This window comes from Microbacterium sp., from assembly GCF_011620715.1.
Taxonomy (GTDB): domain Bacteria; phylum Actinomycetota; class Actinomycetes; order Actinomycetales; family Microbacteriaceae; genus Microbacterium.
Genome location: NZ_WOYP01000101.1, coordinates 20276 through 33118 on the forward strand (window position 1 = coordinate 20276; position 12843 = coordinate 33118).

Genomic DNA, 12843 nt, shown 5'->3' on the forward strand with positions numbered 1-12843 from the left:
GCGCAGCACGCACCTCCTCGGCGCAGCACGCACCTCCTCGGCGCAGCACGCACCTCCTCGGCGCAGCACGCACCTTCTCGGCAGAGGCAGCCGCGGATCACTGGGGTGCGAGGCCCAGATCGTCCAGGTCGATCGCTGCGAGCCACTGCAGGCCCGCAGCCTCGACGGCGGCCTGGGCGCCGGTCTTGCGGTCGACGATCACCGCGACGGCGATCGGCTCGGCACCCTCGCGGCGCAGCACCTCGACGGCCTTGAGCGCGGACTGACCCGTGGTCGAGGTGTCTTCGAGTACGACCACACGCTTGCCCGCGACATCGGCTCCCTCGACCTGTCGGCCGCGGCCGTGGTCCTTGGGCTCCTTGCGCACGACGAACGCGTCCAGCGGCGCATCGGAGCGGGCGGACTCGTGCATGACCGCGTTGGCGATGGGGTCGGCGCCGAGGGTGAGCCCGCCGACCGCGACGACCCCGTCGACCTCGCGGACAAGGTCGAGCATGATGCGCCCGATCGCCGGTGCCGCGCGGTGATCGAGCGTGAGCTTGCGCATGTCGACGTAGTACGTGGCCTTCTTGCCGCTGGAGAGCGTGAAGGCGCCGTGGAACACGGCCTCGTCCTTGATCAGGGCGATCAAGGCCTGGCGGTCGGCTTCGAGCTCAGGCGTGCTGGCGGCAGTCATGCCTCGAGCTTACGGATGCCGCACCCCTCGCACCGCCGGCGATAGCCTCGACGGGTGGAGCATCTGCCGGGCGGTTCGGGGGGCGTGTGGCGGGTCGACGACCCGGTGCACGGCCCGACGGTCCACCGCCCGACCGGGCCGTGGACGCCCGCGGTGCACGACCTGCTCACGCATCTCGCGAAGACCGGGCTCGACGGCATCCCGCGCGTGCTCGGCTTCGACGACGAGGGCCGCGAGATCCTCACGTACCTGCCCGGCCGCACCATCTCCGTCGACACGGAGTCGGCACCCGACCAGATCCTGGCCGAGGCCGCACGGTGGCTGCGGCGGTTCCACGATGCCGTGCGCTCGTACGATCCCGGGCCCCGCGCCTGGCGTCAGGCCTCCGCCGGCTTCGCGGCGGGCCAGCTGATCTGCCACAACGACACCGGCGCCTACAACTGGATCGTCGACGGCGACCGGTTCGCCGGTCTGATCGACTGGGATCAGGCCGGCCCGGGCTGGCCGCTCGAGGACCTCGCGTTCCTGTGCTGGAGCGGCATCCCCCTCTTCCGCGAGACGCCGACGACGGATGCCGCGCGCCGGGTGCGGATCGCGGCCACCGCGTACGGCGGAGTCGCACCGACGGAACTGCTCGATGCGATCGCCGACCGCATGCAGCGCGCGTCGGAGCGGATCGCCGCTGGGATCGCGCGGGCGGATCCGGGGATGCTGTCGCTCCAGGCGCTCGGCGAGCCTGAGCGCACGCGAAGACGGGTGGACGCCTTCACAGCCCGGCTGCCCGCGCTCCGCGCGGCACTGGGCTGACCCGCCGTCTCCGTTCCCGTCCCGCCGAGAGCGCTCTGCGAGAACGCGTCGTCGGCGGGTCGCCGTAGGCTGGATCCCATGCGGCTTGCCACGTGGAACGTCAACTCCGTCCGGGCCCGCGTCGACCGGATCGTCGGGTTCGCGGTGCGCGAGTCGGTCGACGTGCTGGCGATGCAGGAGATCAAGTGCAAGGCGGAGCAGTTCCCGTTCGAGCAGTTCGAGGACGCCGGCTACCATGTCGAGGCGCACGGCTTCTCGCAGTGGAACGGCGTCGCGATCGCGAGCCGTGAACCCCTCACCGATGTGTCGTATGCCTTCGCGGGAATGCCCGGCTTCGCAAAGGACCACGTGGGCGACGATGCCCCGCAGGAGGCCCGCGCGATCGGGGCGACCGTGGGCGGCATCCGGGTGTGGAGTCTCTACGTCCCGAACGGGCGCGCCCTCGAAGACCCGCATTACTACTACAAGCTCGAATGGCTCAGTGCGCTGCAGCAGTACGCGGCCGACACCCTCGCGGGCGATCCCGACCTCGCGCTCGCGCTGGTCGGCGACTTCAACATCGCGCCGACGGATGCCGACAACGGCGACCCCGCCGTCGTGCCGGGCTTCTCGACCCATGTGTCCGGCCCCGAGCGCGAGGCCTTCGCCGCGCTGGAGTCGGCCGGTCTCACCGACGTCGTGCGCCCGCTCGTGCCGAGCGGCTTCACGTACTGGGACTACAAGCGGCTGCGCTTTGTGAAGAACGAGGGCATGCGCATCGACTTCATCCTCGGCTCGCACGCGTTCTCGAACGCGGTGACCGGCGCCACGATCCATCGCGACGAGCGCAAGGGCGAGGCGCCCAGCGACCACGTGCCCGTGGTCGTCGACCTGGATCTCGAGGGTCCTGATGACGACGACAGACCGATGATCTTCTGAGCGTTGCCTGCTGAACGCAAGATCGCTTGACGATTGCAGGCGATTATTCGACGCGGGCGAGCTCCGCATAGGGGATCACGTACTGACGCTGCAGCCAATCGCCGAACCTGTTTACTCTGAGGCAGCCGCCCGAGTCCCGGCAGCTGATCACGGGGTCGTGAGCGGCGTAGACCGCGAACGCGTTCAACTTGCGCAACAGCGGATCGCCCGCGACGTTCGCCGGGCGCTGGGCGACCGGGTACCCCTGCGCGAACTGCACGATCGCGCCGTCGATCAGCCCGGCATCCACCGGCGATGCGACGATGCGCCCCACCGACCGGTGATCGGGGTGGTCGCCCTCGGACCCCTGGGCGAAACCCGGCAGATGAGCCAGCACTTCACTGGCCCCGTAGCTGTTCACAAGCTCCACCACGGTGCTGTGCAGCTGATCGAGGGTCACGGTCTGTCCGGAACTGACCGTGTGCATTTCGGGGATTTCGCCGGTCACGAGTTCGGGCAGGCTCTCCCAACCGGTCTTCGGATAGCCGGTGGCCTGCAGCCCGCCGTCCGGCAGCCCCAGGAACAGCAGCGAGACGCGGCTGTCGCCGTCTGGGCGGGTCAGGGTCAGCGTGATCCCGCTGCGCAGCATCACCGTTTGATCGGTCCAGGACCCGGAAGCGCCTCGGATCACGTCGTACGCGGCACGCAGGCCGGTCTCCCGGTTCGTGGCATACGAGGACTTGCCTTCACCCGCGTCGGACTCGGTGAAGAAGAAGGTGCGCAGGCACTCGCCGGCGCCGAGCGCGTCTTGCAGCGCGGGATTCGCGAAAATCAGATCGTCGTCGTAGTGCGCCCAGAACGAGACGACCGTGCCGGTGGGGCAGGGCGGATCGATGAACTGCAAGGGCGACGAGAACACCATCCCTTCCGGGTCGGTGCGCGCGGCATCCCGCGCCACCATCACCGGAAGCTGGTCGCACTGGGCACTCGAGGAGAAATACTGCATCGCGTCGGCGGCCCACTGCGACAGATCCCGCAGTGGGAGGCCCGGTGTCGCGGGATCGACCGCGGTGAGACCCCCGCACGCCCCCGCCATCGCGAGGATCTGATCGCCCGTGAGGTTGTTGCGCGAAGGCGGTTCGGTGACGGTCGGAGTCGGTGTCGCCGTCTCCGTGGCGGCAGGCATCGGCATCCCGCTCGGCGCCTGTGCCGCCGGAGCCGTGATGCCCGCGCACCCTGCCAGGCTCAACGCGATTGCGAGCGACGCGCACAGCGCACCCCACCTCACTTCACCGTGACGCACGACGCCCCCCAGACGCAGAAGAACTCCCGCAAAGAGAGTACCCTGGGCGCACCCCACCCACGTGGACCTCCGTCGTGAGTGATGCGCGAGCCACCCCGCGACCGTAGCGTGGAGCGCATGCTGCAATTGCGCAACCTCGATAAGAGCTACGGCACCCATCGGGTGCTCACGGACGTGAGCTTCGACGTGCTCCCCGGCCGCCTCACCGGCTTCGTCGGGGGCAACGGCGCGGGCAAGACCACCACGATGCGCATCGTGCTCGGTGTGCTCACCGCCGACGCCGGCACAGTCACTCTCGACGGCGCCGCCCTGGGCGCCGACGACCGCCGGCGCTTCGGGTACATGCCCGAGGAGCGCGGGCTGTATCCGAAGATGAAGGTGCTCGAGCAGATCGTGTACCTCGCGCGGCTGCACGGGTACTCCAAGTCGGCCGCGGCGGATGCAGCCGCCGCACTGCTGGAACGTCTGGGTCTCGGCGAACGACTTGGGGACAACGTCGAGACCCTGTCGCTGGGCAACCAGCAGCGCGCGCAGATCGCCGCGGCACTGGTGCACGACCCCGATGTGCTGATTTTGGACGAACCGTTCTCGGGCCTGGACCCCATCGCGGTCGACGCCGTCGCCGGTGTCCTGCAAGAGCGGGCCGCTGCCGGCACCGCGGTGCTGTTCTCCTCGCATCAGCTCGATCTGGTCGAGCGCCTGTGCGATGACCTCGTCATCATCGCGGAGGGCTCGATCCGCGCCGCAGGGGACCGCGAAGCCCTTCGCGCACAGCACTCCACGAAACGGTACGAGCTCGTCTCGACCGAAGACGCAGGCTGGCTGCGGACCGAGCAAGGCGTGCAGATCGTCGGCTTCGACGGCGACAGCGCCGTGTTCGAGGTCGACTCCGAACAGACCGCGCAGCGCGTACTGCGCGAGGCCGTGACACGGGGCGATGTCGGCAGCTTCGCGCCGCAGCATCCCACCCTCGCCCAGATCTTCCGAGAGGTCATCAGATGAGCACCGTTCGACCGAGCACCGACACCAGCGCCCGCCGCGCCAGCATGACCGGCCCGCGCGCCCCGCGGCCCGCGGCACCCAGCGAGGCCGCCGCAGCATGGCTGGTCGCCGGGCGCGAGATCGCCTCCAAGCTGCGCAGCAAGGCTTTCCTGATCTCGACGGCGATCCTGTTCGCGCTCGCGCTGGCGGGCATCGTCATCGGCAGCCTCGCGGCGCAGAATCAGTCGGGCACCGCCGTCGCGGTGACCTTGGATGCGGCATCCCTCGTTCCTGCGAACGACGGGCTCGAGATCACCCAGGTCGCCGATCGGGCCGCCGCCGAGACGCTCGTGACCGACGGCGCCGTCGAGGCGGCGATCGTGGGCGACCCGTCGGCCACGCCGTTCGGCTTCACGATCGTCGCCGATTCGTCGGCGCCGACCGGACTGCTGCTGCTGTTCGCCCAGGTGCCCCAGGTCGAGTTGCTGAATCCGGATCAGACCGACGAGGCGCTGCGGTTCCTCGTGGCAATCGGGTTCGGCATCGTCTTTCTGACCGCGGCGAGCCTGTTCGGATCAACGATCGCGCAGAGCGTCGTCGAGGAGAAGCAGACCAGAGTCGTCGAAATCCTCATCTCGGCGATCCGCGCGCGAACGCTGCTGGCCGGCAAGGTCATCGGCAACACGGTGCTCGCGATGGCGCAGATCCTCGTTCTGGCCGCGATCTCGGTGATCGGCCTGTCGGTGATCGGCCAGACCCAGCTGCTCGGGACCCTGGGGGTGCCGATCCTGTGGTTCGCCGTCTTCTTCCTGTTCGGATTCGTGCTGCTGGCCGCCCTGTTCGCCGCGACCGCCGCGATGGTCTCGCGTCAGGAGGACATCGGCTCGACGACTTTCCCGCTGACGCTGCTGATCATGGCCCCGTACTTTCTGGTGGCCTTCTTCAACGACAACCCCGTGGTGCTCGCGACCATGTCGTACGTGCCGTTCTCAGCACCCGTCGGGATGCCGATGCGCCTGTTCCTGGGCGAAGCGCAGTGGTGGGAACCCCTGGTCTCGCTCGCGATCCTGATCGCCACGTGCGTGGGAGCGATCCTGGTCGGCGCCAGGATCTATCAGAACTCGCTGCTTCGGATGGGGGCCCGGGTCAGGCTGGGCGAAGCCCTGCGCGGCTGAGTCGTTCCGGGAATCTCTTCGGGCGATTTCGGTCAGTCGCTGCCCAGGGGTCGCTCGACGAGCACGCCGTCGGCATCGGCCCACACGTGCCGGCCAGGTGCGAACCGCACACCCGCGATCACCACCTCGACATCGACCTCGCCGATGCCGTCCTTCGCACTCTTGCGCGGGTTCGATCCGAGCGCCTTGACTCCGAGGGCCAATACCCGGATGGCATCTCGGTCGCGGATCGCCCCGTGCACGATGACCCCAGCCCAGCCGTTCCTCACGGCAGAGGCTGCGATCAGGTCGCCGATCAGGGCCGACTCGAGCGACCCACCGCCGTCGACCACGAGCACGGCTCCCGCACCAGGCGTGGCAAGAGTCGCTTTGACGAGGGCGTTGTCGCGCGCACATCGCACGGTGCGGATCGGCCCGTCGAACGCGGTCACGCCGCCGAAGTCGTGCAGCTGCAGCGCGAGGGAGTCCAGCTCCTCGCCGCGCTCGTCGTACAGGTCGGCCGTGGCGATCGTCATGCCTCTACGCTACTGCCGGGTTCTCGGCCGGCTGGCCTGCACAACGCAGGAAGGATTCCGGTTCTTTCGCCCAGCGAAAGGCATCGGCGCCTTCGACGACGGATCGGTCCTGCGTTGTACACGCGGCGCGGTCTCGGAGCCCTCATCGCCTGATCGCGCAACCCCTTAGCCGAGGTGCTGTTCGCGGCCTATTGTGAAGCATGACCGCACGCATCGTGTCGATCGGCACTGCCACACCGCCGACGATGATCACTCAGGATCGTATCCGCGACTTCTTCGCACAGCAGCCCGGCACCGATCGCCTGACCCTGCGGCTGATCCGCGCGACGTTCGATGCGGCCGAGATCGAACGCCGGCATACCGTGCTGACCGAGCTCGGTGCCGTCTCCGAGAAGCGCAGCGCCGGGGGCGACGGGATCTTCATCGATCCCGGCGGTGTGCTCCGCGCCCCCGGCACGGCGGTGCGCAACGCCGAGTACATCCGCCATGCGCCCGAGCTGTCACGTCAGGCGGCACAGATGGCGCTCGATGAGGCCGGGATGGCGGCATCCTCGATCACGCACGTCGTGACCGCCTCGTGCACCGGATGCTTCGCCCCGGGTCCTGATTTCCGCATCGTCCGGGATCTCGGGCTGTCCGATGCGACCGAGCGCTACCACCTGGGATTCATGGGGTGTGCGGCCGCCTTTCCCGCACTGCGGGCGGCGGAACGGTTCTGCGCCGCGCAGCCGGATGCCGTCGCGCTCGTCGTGTGCACCGAACTGTGCAGCCTGCACATCCGCCCGAGCAGCTCACCCGACCAGATCCTCTCCTCGTCGGTCTTCGCCGACGGATCGGCAGCGGCCGTGGTGACCGCCGCGCACGCGGACCGGCCGGGGCTGGATCTCGAGAGGTTCGCCACGACCCTGACGAGCCAGGGCGAGAGCGACATGGCGTGGACGATCGGCGACGACGGCTTCGAGATGGTGCTCACCGGCGAGGTGCCGCGCATCATCGGCCGCGAGATCCGCGGGGCGGTCGACGCCTTCCTCGGCAACACGGTGCCGACGGCCTGGGCGGTGCATCCCGGTGGGCGCAGCATCCTGGACCGTGTTCAGGCCGGACTCGATCTCGCGCCCGATGCGCTGGCGACCTCGCGGTCGGTGCTGCGCGACTACGGCAACATGTCGAGCGCGACGGTGATGTTCATCCTGCGCGAGATGCTGCACGACGACGCCGTCGATCCCGGCGCGACGATCGCCGGGCTCGCCTTCGGGCCGGGCCTGACCGTCGAGTCCGCCCTGCTGACCAAGCGCACCGCCGCCCTCGCCTCTGCACCACCGCACGATCGGCACCTGGCAGGCGCGCGGTGAGCCTCGCCGAGCGCGATGTCGTTCTGCGCGAGCTCATGGACGACCCGGACTGCGATCCGGAGCAGCTGCGCGCCACGCTGCGCCGCTTCGACACGATCAACCGTCTCGTCTCGGGCTGGGGGGCGGTGTACCGCACCCGCGTCCGTCCGTATCTGACTTCGCTCGACCGGGCCGCACCCCGCGTGCTCGATCTCGGGTGCGGCGGGGGAGATGTGATCACCCACCTGGCTCGGCGCGCCGAGCGCGACGGGCTGAGAGCCGAGTGGGTCGGCGTCGACCCTGACCCGCGGGCGATCGGGGTCGCCGCGGAGCGTGACGCTCCCGCGAGCGTGAGGTTTCAATGCACAGACAGCACGCGGCTGCTCGCCGACGGCGAGCGCTTCGACCTGGTGGTCTCGAACCATGTTCTGCACCACCTGGGATCGAAAGAGCTCGATGCGTTCGCCGACCAGTCGCGCCGACTGTCGCGGGGCGTCGTCCTGCACGGCGACATCGAACGCAGTCGCATCGCCTACGCGCTGTATACGATCGGCATCACGCCGTTCGCACCGGGCACGTTCCTGCGCACCGACGGCCTTCGCTCGATCCGCCGCAGCTATCGCGGCGCAGAGCTGGCCGCTGTGCTCGGCGATGGGTGGCGGGTGGACAAGCCCGTGTGGTTCCGGGTGCTGGCGACCGCCGACGGCACCGCCGATGACTGACGTCGTCGTCGTCGGCGCCGGCCCGGTCGGTACGCTGCTGGCGGCCGAGCTGTCCCGCCGCGGCGTCGATGTGCGCGTTCTGGAGAGGCGCCCCAGCGCCGGTCTCGGCACCCGCGCGATCGGCGTGCACGCACCCGTGCTGGCGGCGCTCGAGGAGTCCGGAATCACCGAGCGACTGCTCGAGCGGGCGCTGCGGGTGCCGCGCGGGCTGGCACGCTCGGGCGAGCACGTGCTCGGCATCGTGCGCTTCGACCGGCTCTCGACCCGCTTCCCCTTCGTCGCGACCCTTCCCCAGGCCGAGACGGAGGCCGTGCTGGCCGCCGTCTCGCCCGCGCCCGAGCGCGGCGCCGAGGTGACCGCCGTGCGTCAGCGCGAGCCGGCCGTCGAGCTCGAGGTGACTCGGCACGGCGGACCCGCCGACGGAGCCGTGGAGCACCTCCGCGCGCCGATCGTGGTGCTCGCCGGCGGGTGGCCTTCGCGCGCGCTCGTGTATCGCGACGGACGCGTGCCCACCACGACCTACTCCGACCGGTACCTGATGTCGGACATCGTCGTGCCCGACCGGCCTGATGCCGACACCGCGGTCGTGAACCTCGCACCGGGCGGCGTGCTCGAGTCCTTCCCCCTGCCAGGATCCCTGCGGCGCGTCGTCGCCTGGGATGCCGCGGGCGACCCCGCAGTGGACCTGGCCGCGGTTCGGGTTCAGCGACTGCAATCGGCCCTGCGTGCGCGGGGCGAGGCATCCGTCGCCGACGCGGTTCAGACCGCGACGGCATTCGGCATCCGCCGGGTGTGCGCTCCGCAGCTGCGCCGCGGCCGCCTGTTCGTGATCGGCGACGCCGCGCACGAAGTGAGCCCGATCGGCGGTCAGGGCATGAATCTCGGCCTGCTCGACGCGATCGGACTCGCGCCGCTGCTCGCGCGCTGGGTGCACGAGCGCACCGCGCCCGAGGCCGAGCTCGCCGCGTGGGAGCGGCGCCGCGTGCGCTCGGCCGTGCGCGCCGGGCAGCTCGCCGCGGTCAACACCGCGCTCGGCCGGCCTCGCGGCGGCGCCGCCGACTTCGTGCGTCGCACACTCGTGCGCGGGATGCTGACCCCTCCGCTCGGGCGCGGCTTCGCCTGGGCCTATGCGATGGGCTTGGACGCCGGGCCCTGAGCCCTTCCGCTGTTCCGGTCGTCGACCACAACCCCTCAGGCCACCAGAGACTGACCGGTCGCGGCGAGCTGCACGCACAACAACAGTGCCGCGAGCATCACCAGCCGGAAGACCCCGCGCCCCGGCGCGCGCACGAGCGCCAGCACGAGTCCCGCGACCGCCATCACCACCACCCCGGCGAACGTGATCACACCGAACACCGTGATGCCGGCATCGGGTCCGAGCAGCACCGCCACCGCTCCCACGACGAGCGCCATCGCCGCGACCACCGCCGATAGGCGGCGTCCGAGCCGGTGCGCAAGACCCCGCACCCCGGTCTGCGCGTCGTCCTCGAGGTCGGGCAGCACGTTCGTGAGATGGATCGCGACTCCGAGCGCCGCGCCGGCGACCCACGCCCACGCCGCGGCCAGACTCGGCGGATCGGCTGAGAGCGTCACGAGCGAAGGCAGCAGCCCGAAGCTCACGATGAACGGCAGCACCGAGATCGGCGTCGACTTCAGCCCGGCGTTGTACGCCCACGCCGCGGCCAGCGCGATCGCGTGCGCGATCCCCATCGCCCAGCCGAGCACGCACGAGAGCACGAGAGCGAGCACGACGGCTCCGGATGCCGCGACCCACGCCGCTCGCAGCGACACATCGCCGCGGGCGATCGGCTTGTCGGTGCGGCCGGTCGCGGTGTCCCGTGGCGCGTCGATCGCGTCGTTCGAGAGCCCGACCGAGAGCTGGCCGAGCAGGATCGCCGCGCCCAGCACCGCGATGCGCCACGGCTCGAGCCCCGAGGCGACACCCAGCGTGATCGCGACGAGGGTGACGACGACGCTCGGTCCGGGGTGCGACGAGTGCCACAGCGCACTGACAGCCGGCGGATGCCGCCGGATCGAAGGATCCGGCATCCGTCAGTCCTCGATCAGCTCTGCCTCGATCACGTCGTCGTCATCCGCCCCATCGTCGGCGACAGCCGCCGGTCCGCTGCTGGTGAGCACGAGGGCCGCGCCGTCCGCCGCGACATCGACCCGCACGAGGTCGCCGTCGTGCACGCCGCCCGAGAGGATCGCCATCGCGAGGCGGTCCTGAATCTCGGACTGGATGAGCCGCCGCAGCGGCCGCGCGCCGAATGCCGGGTCGTATCCGCGCTCGGAGAGCCAGGCTCGGGCATCCGGAGTGACGGCCAGCGTCAGCCTGCGTTCCTTGAGCCGGCGCTGCAGAGCGAACACCGCGAGCTCGACGATCTGCGCGAGGTCGTCCTGGGTGAGCGCCTGGAAGATCACGATGTCGTCGAGCCGGTTGACGAACTCGGGCTTGAAGGCCTGGCGGACCAGCCCGTTCACGGCATCCCGCTTCTGCTCGAGCGTCAGGGCCGGGTCGATGAGGATCGGCGAACCCAGGTTCGAGGTGAGCACGAGGATCACGTTCTTGAAGTCGACCGTGCGACCCTGGCCGTCGGTGAGGCGACCGTCGTCCATGACCTGCAACAGCACGTCGAACACTTCGGGGTGCGCCTTCTCGACCTCATCGAGCAGCACGACGCTGTACGGGCGGCGGCGCACAGCCTCGGTGAGCTGACCGCCCTGCTCGTAGCCGATGTAGCCCGGAGGGGCGCCGACAAGGCGCGAGACGGAGTGCTTCTCGCCGTATTCCGACATGTCGATGCGCACCATGGCGTGCTCGTCGTCGAAGAGGAAGTCGGCGAGCGACTTCGCGAGCTCGGTCTTTCCGACACCCGTCGGACCGAGGAACAGGAATGACCCGGTCGGCCGGTCGGGGTCGCTGATGCCCGCGCGCGAGCGCCGTACCGCATCGGATACCGCCTTCACGGCCTCCTTCTGGCCGATCAGACGCTTGCCGAGCTCGGTCTCGAGGTGCACGAGCTTCTCGGTCTCGCCCTGCAGCAGGCGCCCCACCGGGATGCCGGTCCAGGCGGCGATGACCGCGGCGATGTCTTCGTCGGTGACCTGGTCGTTGACCATGCGGTCTCCGGCGGGCTCTTCACGCTCAGCGTCGATCAGCTGACGCTCCAGCGCCGGGATCTCGGCGTACAGCAGCCGGGACGCCTTCTCGAGGTTGCCCTCGCGCTGAGCGCGCTCGGCCTGCATGCGCGCGGCATCGAGCTTGGTCTTGAGGTCGCCGACCCGGTTGAGCGAGGCGCGCTCGAGCTCCCACCGCTGCTGCAGGGCGTCAAGCTGAGTCTGTTCCTTGGCGAGGGTCTCGCGCAGGGCGGAGAGACGCTCCTTCGATGCCGCGTCCTTCTCCTTCTTCAGCGCGAGCTCTTCGAGCTTGAGCCGATCGACGTGGCGGCGCAGCTCGTCGATCTCGAGGGGCGCGGAGTCGATCTCCATGCGCAGGCGCGAGGCGGCCTCATCGATCAGGTCGATCGCCTTGTCGGGCAGCTGCCGACTCGGGATGTAGCGGTTGCTGAGGGATGCCGCGGCCACCAGCGCGGCATCCGCGATGGCCACCTTGTGGTGAGCCTCGTAGCGCTCCTTCAGTCCGCGGAGGATCGCGACGGTGTCCTCCACGGAGGGCTCACCTACGTAGACCTGCTGAAAGCGGCGTTCGAGAGCGGCATCCTTCTCGATGAACTCGCGGTACTCGTTGAGCGTCGTCGCGCCGATCAGGCGCAGCTCACCGCGGGCGAGCATGGGCTTGAGCATGTTGGATGCCGCCACCGAGCCCTCACCGCCACCCGCGCCCATGAGCACGTGCAGTTCGTCGATGAACGTGATGATCTGGCCCTCGGACTCGGTGATCTCCTTGAGCACCGACTTGAGGCGCTCTTCGAATTGTCCGCGGTACATCGCACCGGCCACGAGGGCCGAGATGTCGAGCGTGATGAGCTCTTTGTCCTTGAGCGACTCGGCGACGTCCCCGGCGACGATGCGCTGCGCGAGTCCCTCGACGACGGCGGTCTTGCCGACGCCGGGCTCGCCGATCAACACCGGGTTGTTCTTGGTGCGACGGGTGAGCACCTGGCTCACGCGCCGGATCTCGCTGTCGCGTCCGATCACGGGGTCGAGCTTGCCCTGGCGGGCGCGGTCGGTGAGGTTGATCCCGAACTGCTCGAGGGCGCTCTGCTGGTCCTCCTGCCCCGGCTGCTGCGTGGCGTTCATGTGTCTCCTGAAGTCTGATGTGGCGGCTCCGAACTAAACTTGAGCCCGATTGACTCAAGTTTAGCAGGGCGTGGATGCCGCGGCAAGGGCGTCCGACCGTGAGCTGCGGATTCACCCGCGCCGCTGCTGCTCGAGCGCGTCGGCGTATGCGCGACGGACCGTCTCGCCGATCC

12 protein-coding genes are annotated in these 12843 nt (G+C 69.8%); 7 read left to right on the forward strand and 5 right to left on the reverse strand.

Going from position 1 to position 12843, the window contains the following annotated elements; translation table 11 throughout:
- Positions 1-97 precede the first annotated feature (97 nt).
- Complete coding sequence (gene pyrE / locus QZV84_RS10080) at positions 98-676, reverse strand: orotate phosphoribosyltransferase (RefSeq protein WP_292829041.1); 579 nt, start codon at positions 674-676, stop codon at positions 98-100.
- A gap of 54 nt (positions 677-730) precedes the next feature.
- Here pyrE and QZV84_RS10085 point away from each other — a divergent pair, with 54 nt between their 5' ends.
- The gene (locus QZV84_RS10085) at positions 731-1483 is read left to right on the forward strand and encodes a phosphotransferase (RefSeq protein ID WP_292829043.1); all 753 of its coding nucleotides are present in this window, start codon (positions 731-733) and stop codon (positions 1481-1483) included.
- Between the two features lie 78 nt (positions 1484-1561).
- Positions 1562-2401, forward strand: a complete 840-nt coding sequence (locus QZV84_RS10090; RefSeq protein ID WP_292829045.1) for an exodeoxyribonuclease III — start codon at positions 1562-1564, stop codon at positions 2399-2401.
- 43 nt (positions 2402-2444) lie between these two features.
- On the opposite strand, the gene QZV84_RS10095 is transcribed toward QZV84_RS10090, so the two are convergent.
- The gene (locus tag QZV84_RS10095) at positions 2445-3566 is read right to left on the reverse strand and encodes a PIG-L family deacetylase (protein WP_292829047.1); all 1122 of its coding nucleotides are present in this window, start codon (positions 3564-3566) and stop codon (positions 2445-2447) included.
- A gap of 234 nt (positions 3567-3800) precedes the next feature.
- Between QZV84_RS10095 and QZV84_RS10100 the strand changes: the two genes are divergently transcribed.
- Both QZV84_RS10100 and QZV84_RS10105 read left to right on the forward strand, forming a co-directional pair.
- A complete protein-coding gene (locus QZV84_RS10100) occupies positions 3801-4685 on the forward strand; it encodes an ATP-binding cassette domain-containing protein (protein ID WP_292829049.1) in 885 nt (294 codons plus the stop codon).
- A 44-nt stretch (positions 4686-4729) separates the two neighbouring features.
- Positions 4730-5839: an ABC transporter permease gene (locus QZV84_RS10105; protein ID WP_292829066.1), complete on the forward strand. Its 1110-nt coding sequence runs from the start codon at positions 4730-4732 to the stop codon at positions 5837-5839.
- Positions 5840-5871: 32 nt separating this feature from the next.
- Here QZV84_RS10105 and rraA read toward each other — a convergent pair whose 3' ends face one another.
- The gene (rraA, locus tag QZV84_RS10110) at positions 5872-6354 is read right to left on the reverse strand and encodes a ribonuclease E activity regulator RraA (RefSeq protein WP_292829051.1); all 483 of its coding nucleotides are present in this window, start codon (positions 6352-6354) and stop codon (positions 5872-5874) included.
- A gap of 200 nt (positions 6355-6554) precedes the next feature.
- Between rraA and QZV84_RS10115 the strand changes: the two genes are divergently transcribed.
- From QZV84_RS10115 to QZV84_RS10125, 3 genes are read left to right on the forward strand one after another with little or no spacing between them, the layout of a single operon-like run.
- Positions 6555-7706 carry a type III polyketide synthase gene (locus tag QZV84_RS10115; protein WP_292829052.1) on the forward strand — a complete coding sequence of 384 codons (1152 nt, stop codon included), beginning with the start codon at positions 6555-6557 and terminating at the stop codon, positions 7704-7706.
- Positions 7703-8407: a methyltransferase domain-containing protein gene (locus QZV84_RS10120; protein WP_292829053.1), complete on the forward strand. Its 705-nt coding sequence runs from the start codon at positions 7703-7705 to the stop codon at positions 8405-8407. The genes QZV84_RS10115 and QZV84_RS10120 overlap by 4 nt, the downstream gene beginning before the upstream one ends.
- A complete protein-coding gene (locus QZV84_RS10125; protein WP_292829055.1) occupies positions 8400-9563 on the forward strand; it encodes an NAD(P)/FAD-dependent oxidoreductase in 1164 nt (387 codons plus the stop codon). The genes QZV84_RS10120 and QZV84_RS10125 overlap by 8 nt, the downstream gene beginning before the upstream one ends.
- Positions 9564-9598: 35 nt before the next feature.
- On the opposite strand, the gene QZV84_RS10130 is transcribed toward QZV84_RS10125, so the two are convergent.
- Both QZV84_RS10130 and QZV84_RS10135 read right to left on the reverse strand, forming a co-directional pair.
- Positions 9599-10456 (reverse strand): UbiA family prenyltransferase, encoded by an 858-nt coding sequence (locus QZV84_RS10130; protein WP_292829057.1) that lies wholly within the window; start codon positions 10454-10456, stop codon positions 9599-9601.
- Between the two features lie 3 nt (positions 10457-10459).
- On the reverse strand, positions 10460-12670 hold the full coding sequence (locus tag QZV84_RS10135) for an AAA family ATPase (RefSeq protein WP_292829059.1): 2211 nt from the start codon (positions 12668-12670) through the stop codon (positions 10460-10462).
- Positions 12671-12843 lie beyond the last annotated feature (173 nt).